18 protein-coding genes are annotated in these 18,283 nt (G+C 50.6%); 13 read left to right on the plus strand and 5 right to left on the minus strand.

Going from position 1 to position 18,283, the window contains the following annotated elements; translation table 11 throughout:
* The first annotated feature begins 155 nt into the window (after window positions 1-155).
* The 4 genes from BTA51_RS04040 to BTA51_RS04055 are packed head-to-tail and all read left to right on the plus strand — an operon-like array spanning window position 156 to window position 3,861.
* Window positions 156-809, plus strand: a complete 654-nt coding sequence (locus BTA51_RS04040) for a CerR family C-terminal domain-containing protein (RefSeq protein ID WP_094706142.1) — start codon at window positions 156-158, stop codon at window positions 807-809.
* A 1-nt stretch (window position 810) separates the two neighbouring features.
* Window positions 811-1,800, plus strand: a complete 990-nt coding sequence (locus BTA51_RS04045) for an HlyD family secretion protein (protein ID WP_094706143.1) — start codon at window positions 811-813, stop codon at window positions 1,798-1,800.
* Between the two features lies 1 nt (window position 1,801).
* Entirely contained in the window at window positions 1,802-2,731 is a 930-nt protein-coding gene (locus BTA51_RS04050) for an ABC transporter ATP-binding protein (RefSeq protein ID WP_094706144.1), read from the plus strand.
* The gene (locus BTA51_RS04055) at window positions 2,725-3,861 is read left to right on the plus strand and encodes an ABC transporter permease (protein ID WP_094706145.1); all 1,137 of its coding nucleotides are present in this window, start codon (window positions 2,725-2,727) and stop codon (window positions 3,859-3,861) included. The genes BTA51_RS04050 and BTA51_RS04055 overlap by 7 nt, the downstream gene beginning before the upstream one ends.
* Before the next feature lie 71 nt (window positions 3,862-3,932).
* On the opposite strand, the gene BTA51_RS04060 is transcribed toward BTA51_RS04055, so the two are convergent.
* Window positions 3,933-4,583 (minus strand): helix-turn-helix domain-containing protein, encoded by a 651-nt coding sequence (locus tag BTA51_RS04060; protein WP_094706146.1) that lies wholly within the window; start codon window positions 4,581-4,583, stop codon window positions 3,933-3,935.
* Window positions 4,584-4,659: 76 nt separating this feature from the next.
* On the opposite strand from BTA51_RS04060, the gene BTA51_RS30120 reads away from it, so the two are divergent.
* Both BTA51_RS30120 and BTA51_RS04070 read left to right on the plus strand, forming a co-directional pair.
* Window positions 4,660-4,914 (plus strand): YdaS family helix-turn-helix protein, encoded by a 255-nt coding sequence (locus BTA51_RS30120; protein ID WP_168188052.1) that lies wholly within the window; start codon window positions 4,660-4,662, stop codon window positions 4,912-4,914.
* Window positions 4,911-5,606: a hypothetical protein gene (locus tag BTA51_RS04070; protein ID WP_094706147.1), complete on the plus strand. Its 696-nt coding sequence runs from the start codon at window positions 4,911-4,913 to the stop codon at window positions 5,604-5,606. The genes BTA51_RS30120 and BTA51_RS04070 overlap by 4 nt, the downstream gene beginning before the upstream one ends.
* Window positions 5,607-5,634: 28 nt before the next feature.
* Here BTA51_RS04070 and BTA51_RS04075 read toward each other — a convergent pair whose 3' ends face one another.
* The 3 genes from BTA51_RS04075 to BTA51_RS04085 all read right to left on the minus strand — a co-directional run bounded on the left by BTA51_RS04075 (window position 5,635) and on the right by BTA51_RS04085 (window position 8,422).
* Window positions 5,635-6,429 (minus strand): ABC transporter substrate-binding protein, encoded by a 795-nt coding sequence (locus tag BTA51_RS04075; protein WP_168188053.1) that lies wholly within the window; start codon window positions 6,427-6,429, stop codon window positions 5,635-5,637.
* Window positions 6,430-6,645: 216 nt separating this feature from the next.
* On the minus strand, window positions 6,646-7,458 hold the full coding sequence (locus BTA51_RS04080) for an effector binding domain-containing protein (RefSeq protein WP_094706149.1): 813 nt from the start codon (window positions 7,456-7,458) through the stop codon (window positions 6,646-6,648).
* Window positions 7,459-7,555: 97 nt separating this feature from the next.
* On the minus strand, window positions 7,556-8,422 hold the full coding sequence (locus BTA51_RS04085; protein ID WP_094706150.1) for a hypothetical protein: 867 nt from the start codon (window positions 8,420-8,422) through the stop codon (window positions 7,556-7,558).
* A gap of 344 nt (window positions 8,423-8,766) precedes the next feature.
* Here BTA51_RS04085 and BTA51_RS04090 point away from each other — a divergent pair, with 344 nt between their 5' ends.
* The 6 genes from BTA51_RS04090 to BTA51_RS04115 all read left to right on the plus strand — a co-directional run bounded on the left by BTA51_RS04090 (window position 8,767) and on the right by BTA51_RS04115 (window position 15,593).
* Window positions 8,767-9,201, plus strand: a complete 435-nt coding sequence (locus BTA51_RS04090) for a VOC family protein (RefSeq protein ID WP_094706151.1) — start codon at window positions 8,767-8,769, stop codon at window positions 9,199-9,201.
* Between the two features lie 319 nt (window positions 9,202-9,520).
* Entirely contained in the window at window positions 9,521-10,102 is a 582-nt protein-coding gene (locus BTA51_RS04095; protein ID WP_094706152.1) for a pyridoxamine 5'-phosphate oxidase family protein, read from the plus strand.
* Window positions 10,103-10,231: 129 nt separating this feature from the next.
* Window positions 10,232-10,819, plus strand: coding sequence for an NAD(P)H-dependent oxidoreductase (locus BTA51_RS04100; protein ID WP_094706153.1), 588 nt, complete (start codon window positions 10,232-10,234; stop codon window positions 10,817-10,819).
* 280 nt (window positions 10,820-11,099) lie between these two features.
* Window positions 11,100-13,382, plus strand: a complete 2,283-nt coding sequence (locus BTA51_RS04105) for a pyridoxal-dependent decarboxylase (RefSeq protein WP_094706154.1) — start codon at window positions 11,100-11,102, stop codon at window positions 13,380-13,382.
* A 195-nt stretch (window positions 13,383-13,577) separates the two neighbouring features.
* Entirely contained in the window at window positions 13,578-14,435 is an 858-nt protein-coding gene (locus BTA51_RS04110) for a hypothetical protein (RefSeq protein ID WP_094706155.1), read from the plus strand.
* Window positions 14,436-14,471: 36 nt separating this feature from the next.
* The gene (locus tag BTA51_RS04115) at window positions 14,472-15,593 is read left to right on the plus strand and encodes a matrixin family metalloprotease (protein WP_094706156.1); all 1,122 of its coding nucleotides are present in this window, start codon (window positions 14,472-14,474) and stop codon (window positions 15,591-15,593) included.
* Between the two features lie 134 nt (window positions 15,594-15,727).
* On the opposite strand, the gene BTA51_RS04120 is transcribed toward BTA51_RS04115, so the two are convergent.
* On the minus strand, window positions 15,728-16,531 hold the full coding sequence (locus BTA51_RS04120; RefSeq protein WP_094706157.1) for an ABC transporter substrate-binding protein: 804 nt from the start codon (window positions 16,529-16,531) through the stop codon (window positions 15,728-15,730).
* A 418-nt stretch (window positions 16,532-16,949) separates the two neighbouring features.
* Here BTA51_RS04120 and BTA51_RS04125 point away from each other — a divergent pair, with 418 nt between their 5' ends.
* The gene (locus tag BTA51_RS04125) at window positions 16,950-18,278 is read left to right on the plus strand and encodes an MFS transporter (protein WP_094706158.1); all 1,329 of its coding nucleotides are present in this window, start codon (window positions 16,950-16,952) and stop codon (window positions 18,276-18,278) included.
* Window positions 18,279-18,283 lie beyond the last annotated feature (5 nt).

Consider the following 18,283-nt stretch of genomic DNA (forward strand, 5'->3'; position numbering starts at 1 on the left):
AGAGCCTTCTCTCAGACCCAAATAGAAACTTGCTCTGAGTTAAATAGAACCTTGCCCTGGATCAAATAAATTCACATCGTTCACGCACGTCATTGAATGTGGGACACCCGGGCGTTACGATTAGAAAAGCTTTTTCAAACAGGTTTTCTAATTTTATGAGAATGGTCGAATCCAGCGCCAGTGAACCTACCCGCAGAGCGCTATTGCAGTCAGCCAGCAAGATCTTCGCAGAACAAGGCTTTCAGATTGCCCGAATCCGCGATATTGCTGAAAATGCGGGGACCAACCTGTCTGCGATCAACTACCATTTCGGCAGCAAAAAGGGACTGTATTACGCCGTACTGGAATCGGTCGCACAGACCACGATTGAACGGTTCCCCCTGCTCTCTTCGGATAGCAGTCACCTGTCGCCGGAACAACGGTTTCGATTTCTGGTCAGAAATCTGCTGCGCAGGTTTATTTCCCCGGATACCCCTTCCGTGCTGGCGCAACTCATGACCAGGGAATTGAGTCACCCGACTCAGGCACTGGATGATCTGGTCAATCGGGTCAGCCGACCACAATTCATGACCGCCGCATCCGTCATACGGGAAATAGTCAGCCCTGATATCAGCCAGGAGCAGGTTCAACAAGCGGTCTTAAGCGTATTCGGACAATGCATTGTGTACCTGTTTGCCCGCCCCTTGATTTCCCGGTTACTGCCACAGGACGTGTACAGTTCAGAGCAATCCATAGACCAGATTGCCGACCATATCGCTACATTTTCGCTTGCAGGGCTACAGGCCATGCAGCCACTGGAGGGCTCCTGAAATGAAATACCGATATCCGCTTTTGTTGGTAACATCCATTTTCCTTTACGCCTGCTCAGCACCGGAAAACGATGGCTGGCAGGGCTACATTGAAGGAGATTCCATCTTCGTCGCCGCCCCCGTAGAAGGACGACTGGAATCCATCTCGGTACAGGAAGGTGATCAGGTCGATGCTGCCAGCAGCCTCTTTGTCCTGGATGAAGAGCCCCAACGGGCCATTCTTCACAAGGCCATGGCGCAACTGGAAAGTGCCAAAGCTGAATTGGCAGACCTGGAAAAGGGCAAGCGCCCCCAGGAAATTGAAGTGATTGAGGCCCAATACGAACAGGCCAAAGCCGCAGCCGCCTTATCCGCCAAGCAGCTCAAGCGGGCAAGAGAGTTGTATGCCAACAATCTCACCAGTCGCTCAACTCTGGACGAAGCGCAAACAACCGATGAGAGCAACCGACAGAGGGTTCAGGAAATCGCTGCGCAACTGGAAACGGCGAAACTGGCCGCCCGCCCTGACCAGCTGGAAGCCGCCAAAGCCAGAGTGGGAGCTGCACAGGCAGAATTGAACCAGGCAACTTGGCAAATGAGTGAGAAGCAACAGACTGCGCCATCCTCAGGTTTGGTCCAACAGGTGCTATACCGACCCGGTGAATTTGTCGCTGCCGGTCAACCGGTTGTGGCCCTGCTGCCGCCCAGCCGGATCAAAATCCGCTTTTATGTTCCGGAAACCGCGCTGACCAATATTCGTGCCGGCTCTCAGGTAAAGATCCAATGTGATAACTGTGACGAACCATTCATCGCCACTGTTCGCTATATCAGTCCGACAGCAGAATATACCCCGCCGTTTATCTACAGCCGCGAAAATCGTGACAAGTTCGTTTACCTGGTAGAGGCCTGGCCAACCGTGGAGACTGCAGCCAAGCTACACCCGGGCCAACCCGTGGATGTGTTCGGTAGCAATACCCTGGCAGAACAGATTTCGGAAAACGGCGAGCAATAACATGAATCAGCGTGAAGCCATTATCGAAGTCAAAGGCCTATCCAAATCCTTCGGCGACAAAGTGGCCGTGGATAAGGTCAACCTGACCGTTTACAAGGGAGATATTTTTGGTTTCCTGGGACCAAATGGCAGTGGCAAAACGACCACGATCCGCCTGTTATGCGGCTTGTTAACCGCCGACGACGGGGAAGGCAAATGCCTGGGGTACGATATTCGTAAAGAATCCCGAACCATTAAACGCCAGGTAGGGTACATGACCCAGCGGTTCAGCTTCTACGAGGACCTGACGATTCGCGAGAACCTTGATTTCGTGGCGCGGGTATACAACATGAAGAATCGCCGCCAGGTGGTTGATGAGGCATTGGTGCAACTCGGCCTGGAACACCGTCAGAACCAGCTGGCAGGCGATTTATCCGGCGGCTGGAAACAGCGTTTGGCTCTGGCAGCCTGCATGCTGCATCAACCCAAGCTGCTACTGCTGGATGAGCCGACGGCCGGTGTGGACCCTCAGGCACGGCGGGATTTCTGGGATGAAATACACCGGCTTTCAGGTCTCGGTATTACCGTCCTCGTCTCGACCCATTACATGGATGAAGCGGAACGCTGTAATCGTCTGGCCTACATTGCCTACGGCAGTCTGGTGGGAGAAGGCTCGCCCAAATCCCTGGTGGATGATTCCGGGCTGACCACCTGGATGATCGATAGTGAAGATGTTCACCAGTTGGCCGATGAGCTGCGGGATGTCTCAGCTGCCCAACAAGTGGTGCCTTTCGGCAATACCCTATACGTATCGGGAACAGATTCCAAAGCATTGGAACAGGCTCTGGCCTCCTATGATCAACGTGATGATATCCATATGGAGCGGACTACTCCCAGGCTGGAGGATGTTTTTATCCGGCTGATGCACAGCTCGGAGGAGAAACGATGGTAATCTCATTTTCACCCAGGCGCCTGTGGGCCATCGTCCTGAAGGAATTTGTCCAGTTAAGACGGGACCGGCTTACCTTTGCCATGATGATCGGCATCCCACTGATCCAGCTCACCCTGTTCGGGTTTGCCATTAACTCCGATCCCAAGAAACTCCCAATGGCTGTCCGCAGTGCGGAGTCCACCACATACACTCGGAGCATCGTTCAGGCACTGATTCACACCGGCTATTTCAACATTGTTTCCCTGACCAGTTCGGAGCGTGAAGCCAACAACCTGCTGGCGGAAGGGGCAGTGCAATTTGTCCTTAACATCCCACCACACTTTACCCGTCAGCTATTAAGGGGCGAGCAACCTTCCTTATTGCTGCAGGCAGACGCCACAGACCCGGCCGCGACATCCAATGCCCTGGCCGCCGTGAAGGAAGTGCAGAAAACGGCCTTGCGACATGATCTGACAGGAGAACTGGCAAAACTGGCCGGGACTGACACTGCTTTTCAGATCAATATTCACCGACGCTATAACCCGGAGGGTATCACCCAATACAACATCGTGCCCGGACTGATGGGCGTCATTCTGACTATGACGATGATTATGATGACCGCGCTGGCCATTACCCGTGAGCATGAGCGGGGAACGATGGAGAATCTGCTGGCCATGCCGGTACGGCCACTTGAAGTAATGATCGGGAAAATCGCCCCCTATATCGTGATCGGCTATGTTCAGGTGGCGGTGATCTTATCCGCGGCCAAATGGGTATTCATGGTCCCGATGCTTGGGTCTGGGTTACTGCTGCTGGGCGGTGTTCTGGTCTTTATCATCGCCAACCTGACAGTGGGCATCACTCTGTCGAGCGTTGCCCGCAATCAGGCACAGGCCATGCAGATGTCATTCTTCTTTTTCCTGCCGTCGATCCTGCTGTCCGGATTTATGTTCCCATTCCGTGGCATGCCGGAATGGGCCCAGATCCTGGGCAGCATCCTTCCACTGACACATTTCCTGCGCTTCATCCGCGGGCTATTGCTCAAAGGCAACGATTTTACTTTGGCCTGGGAGCATCTGTGGCCGTTGCTGATATTTACGTTGGTAGTGATGTCGGTGGGATTAAGGCGATATAGACAGACCCTGGATTAAGTGCGATATCGTCAGAGGCCGGACTAACAGCGCTATCATCAGACGCTGACTGAACAGCACTTCGGTCCGAACTAGTTGTTCCGATACACAACAGCCACAACGCTGTGCATGCTTTCAATATCCTCCCGCTGCCGCACCATGCGGCTTTGTTTGGTGAGCAGCGGTTCCAGCACCACTTCTTTTTCTCCCTGGCTGACCAGCGTCAGCACCATAGCCTCACCGGAACGATAGCGGACATATACATGGCTGCCCGGGGTAGGAACCACTTTGGGACTTATGAGCAGGACATCCCCTTCATACATGCGTGGAGACAGTTCCGCTCCTTTTACCACCAGGGCATAGCAATCAGCAGGAATGCTGACACCGTCTTCGTCATCAACTGGCTTGTCCAGCGGACCGGTAATCACATCACCCGACAGTGGAAATACCATCGGCTCGACCGTGTAACTGCCGGGAGACTCCTGTACATCCATGGGACCAATATCATATTGCAGCCAGGCCGGGCTCACTGACAGAGTCTTTGCCATGATTTCCAGCTGGTCCAGACTCGGTTTACGCCGCCCCGCCAGATAATGCCCAACCGCCCCGCGAGTGCATCCCAATGCTCTGGCCAGGTCATTTTGGGTTATTCCGGTCGCCTGCATGCGGTCCCGGATTCTTTCGATCCATATTAAGTTCATGGTGCTAAATGATACGTTGTGTATCACTTCTTGCAATGACACATTTTGTATCCTAAGCTACGATCCAGGATACTATTTGTACCACCCGCTAAAGCCAATATGTGAGCAGGAACTCTCCATGAAGCTGGCAGACTATATTCAAACATTTTCCCGCAGTGAACGGATGCGCGTCCGTACGGAGCTGGCGAAGCGCCACGGTGTCAGCGAAGTCTCCGTGAGGGCGTGGGCCAATGGAATTCGCAGGCACCCCTGTACACTGGAAGCCATCGAAACAACAGAGCAGGCCACCGGGGGCAAAGTCACCCGTCATGACCTGCGTCCGGACATTTTCGGTGAGCGATCCCGGGACGAACAAGGAGCTCCGTCCAAATGACTCTTCATATGACTCCCCGGGATCCATTCCGGACAACCGGAGAACATCCACCCCAGCCCTCTGTCGACAGTGAGCAGCTTTCCGACACCAGAGCCCGCGGGTCTATCGGCAATTCACTCCTGATGCCATTGTCGTGCACCGGATATGTGGCGTTAACCCTGCCCGCCGGCAGTGCCTATCAGGACACCACCTGGTTCCTGCTGTTTGCGGCATTGATGTTTCTGATTGCTTCCATCTATGCCGTCGCATCGCGTCAGGCATTTTATCCGAACACGGACCTGGTCATGATCACGACAACCGGTTTACTGGCTAGCCTGATTGCACTGTTGGGAGCCTGGAATCACGAATCGCTGATCCCCCTGCTTTTGCTCTACCTGTTCTGGGTATACAACCTTTCGGGGCTGACGATACAAACTGCCGGTTTTCTCAGCCTGATGGCGATCATTCTCGGTTTGGGGCTGTCAGCCATGTACCACGAAGACGTTACTGACATTGCCAGCGATGCGGTGATCACCCTGACAGCCAATTGGATGGCCATGCTGACGGTGCAGCATAACCAGCAGCAACTCCAGCAGCTTTTAGCACGGCTTCGTCGCCCAGCCCCAAAAACCCGACATATGAAAGTGAAGTATTTCATTGGAGAAAAGCATCCAGAGGATAGACGGACGCCCAAAGCCAACCGGTCACCTTAGGGCCGGCTCACTGCGCTCGACCGGCAGGCTATTCTTCTTGCAGAAGAGGCGGACTGAAATAGAGTCTCCACCTCTCGATATTCTGCTCAAGTAACTGACCGGTTTCGCCAGAAAGCCTGAGCTCTTCGAGCCGTTTATCAAAATAACTCATCAGGGAGAGACAGGGGGACTTGCCTGAAAATGCAAAGTGAATAACCCCTGTGCTGACAGGGTTCGGGAGGATGGAGACTTTTGATTTTAGCCCGGAGGTTTCCAGATAGGCGCGCCCGGTATAAAGCCCGGTAATGAAATAGCTTGAACGCTCATTAACCAACGCATTGAAGTTCCCTTCCAGGCCGGCCACCCGAAGTACATCGAGTTCATTTTCAACGTACAGATCAAAGTCCTCGCCGTGGCGATCCCCCAAATTCAGTGTGCCGTGCCTGCCCTTCAGATCACTCCATTGCTTGAATTCGAACTCATGCCCCTTAGGCACAAACACGGCCACTGGATTTTCGTAGAACGGCGAACGGGTAAACTCAAGATACTGGCGCCTGTCCGGGACATCCTTGAGAGCCAGAACCAGATCAATTTCACCTTTTTCCGCATTGAGCAGCACACGTTTCCAGGGTCCGACAAACCGGGATTCATAGGGCATTCCCAATTCATCGAGAATAATTTTGGCAACATCGACACTGGCACCAACAATCTGATCGCCTTCAGCCCAGTGGTATGGAGGGTAATTGGGATGAGCCGAGAAGACCACTCGCTTACACTCCGCTGCCAGAGCCTGACTGCACGCGACAATGATCAGTAACTGGCAGCAGTATCGAACACGGTTCATCAGATTGCCTCCCATGGAACAAAATACCGGGGCTCATCTTCCTGAGTGGCCTTATTGTTTTAATCATAGTCCGAAATTGGACTCTGGGGCGATCTCAGTTGCGGGAGGAAATTGAAAGCTATTGTTAAAAGCTAATATTGAAAGGAGAGATTGAAAGCTGAGATTGAAGACACTTTAAGCAGGCGGCCATACGGCCGCCTTATTTATTCCCGGCAATCAAGTGATAGAAAGATAAATATCCACTTCAGATTGGGGATTTTCCGGGCCTTTGAAGCGATGATCATAAAGCTCGAAGTCAACTTGTCCGTTATGCTCCAGGCCATTCTCCGGCAACACTCGCGTACAGGCTTCCCTGAAGGTATTGACTAGTTCCATGACCGGGCCCGTATGGGTCAATACCGCATACCGGTGAGGCGCAACGTCAACAGAAATCATTCCTTCCGGGACCGGTGATCCGGATTTAACCTCAATACCAGCCACATAGCGAAACTCACCACCTTCCGCCGACAGGCAAAGCCCATAGGATACACCGGGCTCAACGGCACCTTCGATCTCACTTTCTCGCGGCAGATAGCGTCCCCACAACGCAGGGATAGTGTCGCTTTCATCGGCACTGCTGTAGACCATCCCAATAACGGTGAATGCAGGTTTTTCTAAAATCCTGGGTTTAGGCATTGTTCTGTTCTCCTTGGATTGTTGCCACAAATAAGCATGGATTTCAGTCAGTGCCCGTTGTTTGATGGCCATTTCATCCGCCAGCTGTCTGGCATGACCTTCCAATATTCCCAGTATTTCTCTTTCGCTTTCCAGTCCACCGTCACATTGGAGAGACTTGATGCTATCCAGCGACACCCCCAGATTTCGCAGCCACAGAATACGCTGAAGTTGCGAAACCTGCCGTTGATCATAGTAACGATAGCCGTTTTCCTGACCGTAACAGGTGGGGAGAAACACCCCGATGGCCTCATAATGGCGAAGGGTTTTGGTGGAAATGCCAAATAACCGAGCCATCTGCCCAATGGTAATCATAGCCACTCCTATCGGATCAACATTTCCAGGCACTGGATACAAGCTTGAAGGTTACCCCAAGGGGAAGGTCAAGCCTCATCCTGGAAAGAATGCCGGGTTAGTTTCCACAGAAATCCGCAGCATATTCGTACACAAAACGGGTTTTGGTTTTCGACTCCGGATCAGTCCAGGTTCCTAGTTCCTGCAACGCCTCAAAGGCCAGCTTGGCCCGACTGACCACCTTCTGGGTGTAATCGGCCGAACTATCCTCATACTTGAAAGAGACTTCAGCCACGAGCGGATGCTCTGTTCCTGTCGGTGCGCCTTTGTACCAAAGGGTAACCGAGATCTCCGCATCAAATTGGCCAAGGTCTATCACGCGGCCTTTATAGACCCGTTCGTGAATATTGAGGTCACCCACTACCGCCAGATCCAGGCTATTGTTGAAGCCATATTCCTGATCAAACCCCGGGAACAGGCTGTTAATGTCCTTCATCTCGTTAATGTTGCGGGTGTTGGGGATAGTGGTTGAATGGCCGTATATCACCTTAAACCCTGAATCCGGACTAATGCCGATATCCTCTTCCAATTTAGTTTCTGCCTGCGATCCGGAAGCGGACAGATCCTCAAAATCAGCGATATAGCGATCAGGACTACGGAACTTCAATGTGACTTCCGACTCCCCATTCTCAACCCTTTCACGGAATGCATAGCCCAGGCGGTCAAGCTCACAGCTTCCTGGGGTGTCAAAGAACTTCACGTCCCGAACCTTTGCCAGATATTCACTTCCAATAACATCCCGGCTGATTGCCGATTCGATGGCTGCTTCAGCCTGTTGCAAAAAGCTGGAAACATTGGAAGCCTCCGCACCGTAGGTAAACTGCTGAGATTGCAGCATCAACTTGTATTCCCTGGATGCAACATCCGGATTTGCCTGTACGCTCATTACCATACCAAGCGATATGACCGGAATGAGTTTTTTCATGATTCCTGTTCCTTAAATCGAGCCCGACAGACATAACGACCGGCCCCTACTGCAAACTAAAAAAATGCCTTACGAAGCCAGTTACCCGCGGGGTTCTGACCAGCCATTAAAAAAATATTGCCCTTCAATGTCGATTGGCAGCATTCTCAATCGACAAGCTGATGATCAATGTTCACGCGAATGAATTTTGAGCGGTTCATCCATGATGGGTTCTTCATTTACGGAGTTCTTCATTTATGGAGCTCATCGTTCATAGAGCCCGTCATTCATGGAGGCTCATCATGAATAAGAGAAACCGAGTTAACCACCAACAACCTCAGGCCTCGTGCTAAGGAGATAGATCCATGAGACTTAATTCATATCTGGTTTTTAATGGTAACTGCAAAGAAGCTTTCACATTTTACGCAGAGGTATTTAGCGGCACAATCACAGGCTCGATGACCTTTGGCGACATGCCCAAAGACGGAGCGGGAGAAGAAGGTTGCGGCAATATGGACATGGAAGCCTGCAAAGACAAAATCATGCATATTTGTCTGGATACCGGTAATGACCTGCTGATGGGCTCCGATGCCATGCCGGGCCAATATGGAAAGCCACAAGGTTTGCATGTGGCCATTCAGGTCGACAGCACCGAGGAAGCCGAACGCCTCTATACAGCGCTCAGCGATGGAGGTGAAATCATCATGCCTATAGGGGAAACCTTCTGGGCCAATCGCTTTGCCATGTTTAGCGATCGTTTCGGGATTCCCTGGATGATCAACTACAGCCGGGCAATGTAGCCCTTACTGTTTCCCATCAAAATGATTATCGCCGGAGCCTTTTACTCCGGCGATATCACTCCATCACTCCGGGCATCCTTGTAATTCACGCCACCAAGACGGCTCGTTACCTTTTCTGCCTGACAGCATCACAGTATGATTGAACTTCATTGGTTAGTTTGTGGGTTCACCAGTGTCTATTTCCCCCTACTTCAATCCTATCGATCAGAGCATAGATAACTGAGGACATAGTTATCTTGCGGACATAGATACCCAGTGAACATAGATATCCTGAGGACATAGATACTCTCAGAACAGAGACACCAACAAGGAGTTACCCATGCAAGATCCGATTAAATTAATGAAACACTGGTTGATGCAGGAAAAGGAAACGCCGAATCAATTTCCTCTCGGCGCCGTACTCAGCACAACCTCCTCGACTGGAAGCCCTCGCTCAAGGGTGATCGGCACCATGCTGGATTCAGAGGGTATCCCGAAATTCCATACGTCTCCCGGTAGCCGCAAGATTTCCGATATAGAGCACAATCATCAGGTGTCGTTGACTTATCCTCTTCAATGTCGTCTGAGATCGATCAGTCTCGAAGGAAAGCTGTCTCTGTTATCGGAAAACGAACTCCGGGAGGACTGGCTGAAATATAGCGATGATTTTCGTAAACATTATCTGGTCTTCGGCGCGATCTCCGGATCGCCTATTGATTCACTGCATGACTTGAGACAGCAACGGGATGCCCTCCCCAAAAAAGCTGAGCAGTTCATGCCTTCAAGCTTTATCGGATATAAATTCAGTTCGATAACGCGAATCGCATTTTATGAGGTACTGCCGGGCGATTTTGCTGAAGCCAAAGTCTTTCATTTTGACGAGTCCAGGGGAGAATGGCAGCTCTCACTTGTCGCTCCGTAGGAAACACCGGCCCCTTGGGCGCTACATCAAAATCCATTGCCATGTTGACACAAATCAACACTCTGACGGCTAAGCCCACTAGGATAATGAATCCACGGAGGGTAAACGCCAATCACCAGAGAACAACAAATGACCAAGAATATCGTCATCATCCAGGGCCACCCTGATCCCAAAGGAGGGCATTTCGATCACATGCTGGGGGATACTTACGCTAGAGCTGCAGAATCCGCCGGACATACTGTTTCAACCATCCATGTTGCCAATCTGGAGTTTCCCATTCTCCGTTCCAAGGAAGACTGGAATTCGGGGCCTGTGATGAAAGATATTGAAGTGGCACAAAGCTTGATCAGGGACGCTGATCATTTGGTACTGGTTTACCCTCTCTGGCTCGGTTCGATGCCCGCATTGGTCAAAGGATTTCTGGAGCAGGTGTTACGCCCCGGATTCGCTTTGGAGAATTCATCAGAGGGAGGTTTTCCCAAAGGAAAATTAAAGGGTAAATCGGCACGTATTATCGTGACTATGGGAATGCCGGCATTCTTCTACCGATTGTTTTATGGTTCTCACAGTCTTAAAAGCCTGGAACGAAATATTCTGCGATTTTGCGGTATCAAACCGGTCAAGAGTACAGTTATCGGATTGGTTGAAGGAATCAGCGGCGTTAAGTGCAGACAGATAAAAAAGAACATTGCCAAACTCGCAGCGGCCGCCCGGTAATTCATGCTCAAGAATTCGTTTTCACTATAGATAAATTGCACAGACCTCTAACGCTTCATATCATCGCCCATCACGCTGAGCCTTTGTCACTAAAGACTCTCAAGACGATTATTGCCTTGCTAATCTCAACTTCCCTCGTTTATGCTGTGACCTGAGCGATTGCAGTCTCAAATGGGACCGTTTCTGCTGTATTTATCACGCCTGTTTCTGATCTGAAACACCCCACCTTATCGCGAATCACATCCAATAAAAACCGATCTAATTTTACGGAGATAAGTCAATGGACATGACTTCCAAAAAGAAATTTGTCTCACGCGATATATTCAACAAAGTTCAATCCCACTTAAAGCAAAAGTTACTCGCCGCTCCATTACATGACGATACCTCCATTGCCGGTTGGTTCATGGGAACAAAAGGCGAGAATCGGGAAATTGTTAAAAAGCTACTCAGCACAGTAGTGGAACGTACACTGGATGGCCGCAAAGAACTTTTCCCAGAGGATCCCGGCTACATCACAGAGAACGTTAAAAAATCCGAGCCATATCTACAGGCCATCCAGGATGTAGAAAGAAAAAGTGACGGGCTGCTTGATATACTCACCGAATATTCCGTACCGTTTTCCAGCCTTCGCTATCAGGGGCACATGACGTGGGATATCACTCTTCCCTCGATCATCGGCTACATATCCGGCATGCTGCAAAACCAGAACAATGTGACTCCTCAGGCATCACCAGCCACAACATTGCTGGAAATTATCGCCGCCAACGATATTTCACAGATGGCGGGATTCAAGGTACGTCCATTGGACGATGAAAATGAGTATGAAGAACCCCGGTCCTGGTCTCATATCACCTGCGACGGCACAGTGGCCAATATTGAAAGTGTCTGGGCTGCACGCGAACTGAAGTACATGCCCCTGGGGATTAAATACTCCCTGGAGGACGGCCAGGAGTATGCTTCTATTCGCGACCGTCTCACACTGCCAAACGGTCAGCCATTCTATCAGGCCAGCGCCTGGCAACTTCTGAACATGAAACAAGATGACGCCCTGATGCTTCCGGCAAAAATGGCCGAATTGCTGAAAGACCAGAATACTGATGAAGCGGAGGTTTGGAAAACCCTTGGAGATGCCTACTCCCTGAATGCCAAGGGCATGAGCTTCTTCCAGCAGAAGTACCTGGCGGCAGAAAATATCAAAGCCCCGGCAATCATCGTGCCTTCCACCAAACACTATTCCTGGGTCAAATCCGCTTCCCTCCTAGGGATGGGCGGTGGTCAAAAAGGCCTGACGGAACAGCAACTCATCGACATTAACGTGATTGGCGAAGACGCGGTATTGAATGTCTATGTGGATGCTGAAGGACGGGTAAAAACTGACTTACTGCAAAGCGTCCTGAACACCTGTAAACAACATAAAAAGCCCATACTGATGAATGTGGCCGTGGTCGGCTCCACCGAGGAAGGGGCGGTTGATCCGGTCGAAAAACTTTTGGCGATCCGGGAGGATTTCCGCAGGCAATCAGAACCCTTCGAATATTCCGTGCATACCGATGCGGCTTGGGGTGGATATTTCCTGGCCTGTATCCGCAAACCGTTCGACATGGGTGACAAACCGCAGACAGGCATACCCGGTGGTTTGTTTGATAACAGCCTCTCCTGGTTCCGCTCTTCTGTATTTGAAAGCATGTCGCAGATCCATCAATGTGACAGCGTCACCATAGACCCCCATAAAATGGGCTATATCCCTTATCCTGCCGGAAGCCTGACTTACCGCAATGAAAAAATCATTAACCTGCTGAGTTTCAGTGCTCCCTATATCAGTTCTGAAACGGATGATGGCGGTATCAACACACGTAACATCGGGGAATCCGGCATTGAAGGCTCCAAACCAGGAGCTGCAGCAACCGCTGTTTACCTCAGTCACCAGACCATTCGCCCGGATCAGCGTGGTTACGGACACATCATCAATCAGAGTATGTTGAACTCAAAACTGTTCTACCTCTATCTGGCGACGCTGGATCTGGCGTTCCCGGATGACCTGTTTGATCTGGCACTGCTGACGCCGCTAACAAAAGAGCAGGATTCCCAGCGCAAAGCCATCGCAGAGGTGCTCTGGAATCGTCAGGTAACAAAGTTGGATCTGCTTAACCATCGGGAGGTCACGTCATTCTTGCGCAATATCTCCGGAGACCAGAACATCGTGGATTACGTTTTCGTGGACAAGAATGATCGTTCACCAGAACGCACACTGACTCTGAACAATGACTTATTTGAGCGGCTCAGCGTACTGCCGGGACATAAGGTATCGCCGGATCAGGTCTTCGTTTCCATGACCACGTTCAACAGGGATGATTACGGGGATGATTTCATGAATGCTCTGGCAGACCGCTTGTACGAAAACGGCGAGAAGGTGGATGCGATTCCCTGTATTCGCTCAGTCATACTTGATCCATGGGCAATCTACACTCACGAGTATGACCAGATGGGAATGTTCAACTTCTTTACGGACATATTCCTTCCCAAACTCCGCAAGGAAGTAAACCAGCTTTGCACGCCGAAATAGCGTTCCCGCAGCTGATCAGCTGCTTGTAACCAGCAGTATCTGAAAAACCGGCCGACGCCGGTTTTTCTTTTTGGGGAATTGGTAATTTTTAACAAAAATCCCGTTAAATTGTCAGCTTCACTATCCGTCATTCTTCCTTAGGCTGATCGCTACTGGATCAGGTTGATCCGGTACCAATCTCAAAAGGAGGACACCATGATGGTGAGATTCATAATAACTCTGATCACTGTGTGCCTGGCCTGGCCGGCCTTGGCGCATCAAACATCCAATCGTCTCGATGTCGGAGGAATGGCGGCACAGTCGGATCTGGTATTCAAAGGCAGAGTGGTCGGTATTGATTACCGGGAATCTGAAGGCAAAGGAGAGCAGAAACCTCTGCCTTTCACATTCGTTACCTATGCCATTGAAGAGGTGCTGTTCGGACAATATTCCGAATCAACGCTCACCCTGCGTTTCCTGGGAGGAATGACCAAAAGCGGTGAAATCATGATGAACACATCCGCTCCATCCTTTGATATGGGGGATGAAGACATCCTGTTTGTTCAGGATAACGGTCGTTCTGAGTGCCCACTGGTCGAATGTTCCAATGGACGCCTGAGAGTCATCCATGGTGCCATCTATAACGAGTATGGCCAGGCAGTTCTTCAGGACCGTAAAGGAGGTATGGTACTCGGAAGATCCGAAAACCTGGACGAAGTGAACACCTATCAGATTGGTGAGCGCAAGTTTCAACGCAATATCAATCGAAAACTGGTTCAGGAAGGCGACGGTGAAGCCTCGACATCCAAAGCCATGGCGGGTATTCAACTTCAGGCAGGAAACATCAGTGGCCTGGTGCGCGAACATATCTTCAAAGCCAATGCCCGCGATCCCTATGGTATGAGCAAGCAAGTACGAAACCTGGACATGACTGCTCCGATTACCGCACCGCAAGCCAGACCGGTCGCGTTACCGGAACCCAAATCACAGGCACAAGCCCCGACCAACGAAGATCCGGCTGAACTTGAAGCCATTCAACACAATGGCGGCAATCCTGTACTGAAGGATCAATAGGCCAGACGCCCCGATAAAGAATAGAGGAGATTCGTTATGAAGAGGTTATTTCGTGTCATGGCCGCTCTCAGCATATTAGTGGCGGCTTCCACCCATGTTAGTGCTTACACCACCACAAGCTGCGGTTCCGGCGATGTATCCTGGAGTTCCAAAGCTCGATTTATCTATGCCTATACCGGCAGCTTTCCCTCAGGCAGCGGATACCGTACAGCCCTGGAAGAAGCTATTGCCCGACTCAACGATAATGCAGCGGGTTTTACCTTCTATATTATCTATACATCCACAGCACCCTCCCTGGGGAACGGCCGTAGCGAGGTATGGATTGAGAATATCAGCCCACCTGCGGTGACCAACTATTGGTGGAACGGATCCTGTAACCTGACTGAAGCCGATATCCGCATGGACAGTTCCGTGACCTGGACCACCTCGACTCTCAAGACCACCAACTTTAACTATGGCGGGTCTGGTCGTCCTTTCCAAACCACGTTATTACATGAGTTGGGTCACGCAATCGGGCTTGGCCATGAAGCGGATGAATACAACATCATGGGACAGGACTGGAACCATATCCACACCAACGGCAGCACTTCCAGAGCCTACTTTGGGGAAGATGCCAGTGATGGTTCCGTCTACCTGTACGGAGCGGGTTCCGATGAAGATCTTGGTATCGTTCACTGGAAATGGACAGGTGCCAGCGGAGCCTACAGTGCCCATGGTAAAACCCGGTTACTGAACCCTTCAACCGGAGCTGAGCTAAGTTATTCAATCGTCGGTGGCGAGCGGCGCTACAACGTCGTCAGGGGACAGTCTGTACGCATGGAACTGACCTACGAAAACAACGGCAATAGCTATCAATATGAGGATGTCAGTTACGTCGCCTCCTCCAATGACTTCATATCCACTTTTGACACCCTGCTGGCCACACGCAATCTGGGACTGTCTCCGGATAATGTCTACACATCGACCTATGATGTCACCATCCCATCCAGCCTCAATTGCAACACTCCCTACTGGCTGGGCGCGATCATTGATGCCAATGGCTCGTTAACGGAAAACAATGAGTGGAACAATGCGACCTATATTCCCATCTATGTGAATTGGTCATTCAGCTGTCTGATTCTGACACCTAAAATTGAAGTAACTCCCATTCAACCCTAATCACGAAATCGCTGCCGCCTATGAAAAGCATCCTCATCAGGCGGCAGCTTTCTTGTAGATTCCCAACTTGTCACCGACCTAAGATTCCCTATCTTCCATTTATCACCGACCGAACGTTCCCTATGTGCCATTTATCACTGATGGTTATTCTTATCACTAAAATAAGCCCGGAAAGTACGTTCCAACTCGCCACTCTGCTTCATTTCCAGAATCACAGAATCAATCAGTTCCCTCAATAACCACCCTTGTTCGGATTTAGTAAACATCATATAGATATCCGTGGCCGGCATTCCCGGAATTGGGCGATAGGAGAGATTAGGTGTCTGCAGATAGCTCTCCCCGATTGCCCTGAAACCGGCAAGAATCTCATAGTTTTCAACAAACAGGTCGATCTGCCCGGACTTCAATCTGGCCAGGAGGTGGCGGTAGTTGTATATACCTTGATTTTCGACCTTTTTATCATCCAGGCCATAGTAGGAATAGTTGTACCCGAGTATGCCTCCCACCCGGTAGCGGGCCAAATCCGACCGGCGGTTAATTACCGGTTGAGGCAGGTGATTTTCCATATAGAAGTAGTAGGGAGTGGTCTGTCCATATACTTCCGATAGCCAATAAGACTTTTCTCGCTCCTCGTTCAGCGTGGCAACCAGCAGCATGTGAATATCGGCTTTCTTCACTGCCTGCAAACAACGCTTCCATGGCATTAATTGAATATCAAACGGCAAGTGATACTGTGAAAAAGCACGCTCGACAACCTCATAGGCAACTCCTTGGAGTTCAGCACTCTTTTTGCCCTTTTCACGTACATAATAGATAAATGGAGGCCATTCGCTGACATCATCACAGATACGGACAGGAGAAGGCAGATCTTCGGCACAGACCAGGGACGAGAAAAAAACAATACCCAGAATAACTCTGATCTTGGGGAGTGAAACCATCTTCAACCTCAACTGAGGTGAGTCCTGTTCCTTAAGACTAGATCACATTCCAATGAGAATGTAGAAAAAATGACAATAAATCATTTTGCAACACATTTTGACCCCTACTACATGAATCCAATTGGTTCATTTAACCCTTCCTCTGACCGAGGCAATTATTGGTATTGGCTACAGCAATACCTTCTCTATCCGTTCCTTTTTCTTTTGATAGGTGTCAATACCAACTGGACAAAAGCAACGCAACATTTAGCCTAGTTTGATAACCGCAAGTCTGTACGCAGCCGGCGGCCATAAAGAGCAAATCGAATTGGAATCGTGGCGATCATATCGCATTGCCAATCAAGGCTCATTTGAGAGCATCAATGTGTGTCTTACCGGACCGGCAGCTTGTCTCCAAAAATAATAAGAGGGATTTTACATGGGCAAGACTGTGCCGTGCGCCAGTGAGATATCTTATTCATCCACACCATCATCAGGTTACTGGACTCTGTTGAGAAACCGTAGCTTCACGGCTTATCTCACCAATCAAATACTGATTAATCTGGGAGACGGAATCTTCGGTCTTCTCGTCACGTTCAGCGCCCTGAAGCTGGATGCCTCCGCCACTCAGCTGGGGCTGATCGTCTCCTGCATTGCGCTACCCCGGGGACTCATGGGACTGTACGGCGGTGTCATCGCCGACCAATATGACCGACGCAAAATCATGCAGTTGTGCGATCTCGTTCGGACCCTGGGCATTGCTCTGGTCGGTGTGCTCAGCTGGTGCAGCCTGCTCACGCTGGTGAACCTGACATTGCTCGCATCTCTGGTCACATTGACTTCCGCCTTTTCCAAACCCGCCGGAAAAGCCATCATGCCCGGATTCGTTGCCAGTTCAGACCTGTATCTGGCTAACGGCATGACTCAGAGTGTGCTATGGCCTTCATTTTTTATCGGCGCATTCCTGGCCGGGTTAATGGACAACATTGCGCTATTCCCCGCCTACGGATATTTACTGTGCGCAGGAGTATTTGCAGTCGCCGGACTGGTACTGTTCATGATTCGTCGTATGACGTCAGAATTGTCCAATCACAGTGTGTCCGGTCCGATTCTGGCGGACATTCTCTCTGGTATTGCCGAGCTGGCCCAACAACGTCCTCTGCTGGTCAGGGTATTGTGCTTTTTAGCATACTCGCTGGTCTGGAGAGGTATGACCCAGGTCGGGTTACCGCTATACACGGTTGAAACTCTGAATCTTCCGGCAAATTTCTATAGCACTCTCATTATCGCCACGGGTCTGGGAGAATTCATCAGTTCCCTGGTCATCGCCCGTCTTGCTGTCACCCGCTCACTGCGTTGGTCATTCCTGGGAGATGGACTTCTGGTATTGGTGATTCTAGGATTGTGCTTCAATAAAGGGGAAGGTGAATTTGCGACCTACATCAGTCTGATTGCCGCGGCGCTGATCGGTGTATCCGCCAGCATTGTCCATATCCCTTTGACGGCCGCCATCCAGACAGATATTAGTACCACAAACAGTGGAAAGGTATTCAGTATCTGGAATACTCTCGGTACCCTGGGAGGAAGCCTGGGAGCTATCATCATTTCGAGCCTGGTCGGTCTGACAGGGATGACGACAGCACTCCTGATTCTTTCCCTGCTAGCCGCGTTATCCGTTTTGGTATGTTATTGTCTGGCCTATCCCGGCGAGAAAAAACCGGCAGGCGTATCGCAGATACCAATCGCCACCAACATGACCGCGGTCTGAAGATG

The sequence above is a fragment of the Hahella sp. CCB-MM4 genome (genome assembly GCF_002260525.1).
Lineage (GTDB): Bacteria > Pseudomonadota > Gammaproteobacteria > Pseudomonadales > Oleiphilaceae > Hahella.

Bases quoted from the DNA above. Each gene is read 5' to 3' on its own strand.
- BTA51_RS30120 (WP_168188052.1), top strand. From the start codon at position 4,660: ATGAAGCTGGCAGACTATATTCAAACATTTTCCCGCAGTGAACGGATG.
- BTA51_RS04040 (WP_094706142.1), top strand. From the start codon at position 156: ATGAGAATGGTCGAATCCAGCGCCAGTGAACCTACCCGCAGAGCGCTA.
- BTA51_RS04100 (WP_094706153.1), top strand. From the start codon at position 10,232: ATGACCAAGAATATCGTCATCATCCAGGGCCACCCTGATCCCAAAGGA.
- BTA51_RS04115 (WP_094706156.1), top strand. From the start codon at position 14,472: ATGAAGAGGTTATTTCGTGTCATGGCCGCTCTCAGCATATTAGTGGCG.
- BTA51_RS04070 (WP_094706147.1), top strand. From the start codon at position 4,911: ATGACTCTTCATATGACTCCCCGGGATCCATTCCGGACAACCGGAGAA.
- BTA51_RS04110 (WP_094706155.1), top strand. From the start codon at position 13,578: ATGATGGTGAGATTCATAATAACTCTGATCACTGTGTGCCTGGCCTGG.
- BTA51_RS04085 (WP_094706150.1), bottom strand. From the start codon at position 8,422: ATGAAAAAACTCATTCCGGTCATATCGCTTGGTATGGTAATGAGCGTA.
- BTA51_RS04125 (WP_094706158.1), top strand. From the start codon at position 16,950: ATGGGCAAGACTGTGCCGTGCGCCAGTGAGATATCTTATTCATCCACA.
- BTA51_RS04045 (WP_094706143.1), top strand. From the start codon at position 811: ATGAAATACCGATATCCGCTTTTGTTGGTAACATCCATTTTCCTTTAC.
- BTA51_RS04120 (WP_094706157.1), bottom strand. From the start codon at position 16,531: ATGGTTTCACTCCCCAAGATCAGAGTTATTCTGGGTATTGTTTTTTTC.
- BTA51_RS04080 (WP_094706149.1), bottom strand. From the start codon at position 7,458: ATGATTACCATTGGGCAGATGGCTCGGTTATTTGGCATTTCCACCAAA.
- BTA51_RS04050 (WP_094706144.1), top strand. From the start codon at position 1,802: ATGAATCAGCGTGAAGCCATTATCGAAGTCAAAGGCCTATCCAAATCC.
- BTA51_RS04075 (WP_168188053.1), bottom strand. From the start codon at position 6,429: ATGAACCGTGTTCGATACTGCTGCCAGTTACTGATCATTGTCGCGTGC.
- BTA51_RS04105 (WP_094706154.1), top strand. From the start codon at position 11,100: ATGGACATGACTTCCAAAAAGAAATTTGTCTCACGCGATATATTCAAC.
- BTA51_RS04055 (WP_094706145.1), top strand. From the start codon at position 2,725: ATGGTAATCTCATTTTCACCCAGGCGCCTGTGGGCCATCGTCCTGAAG.
- BTA51_RS04095 (WP_094706152.1), top strand. From the start codon at position 9,521: ATGCAAGATCCGATTAAATTAATGAAACACTGGTTGATGCAGGAAAAG.
- BTA51_RS04090 (WP_094706151.1), top strand. From the start codon at position 8,767: ATGAGACTTAATTCATATCTGGTTTTTAATGGTAACTGCAAAGAAGCT.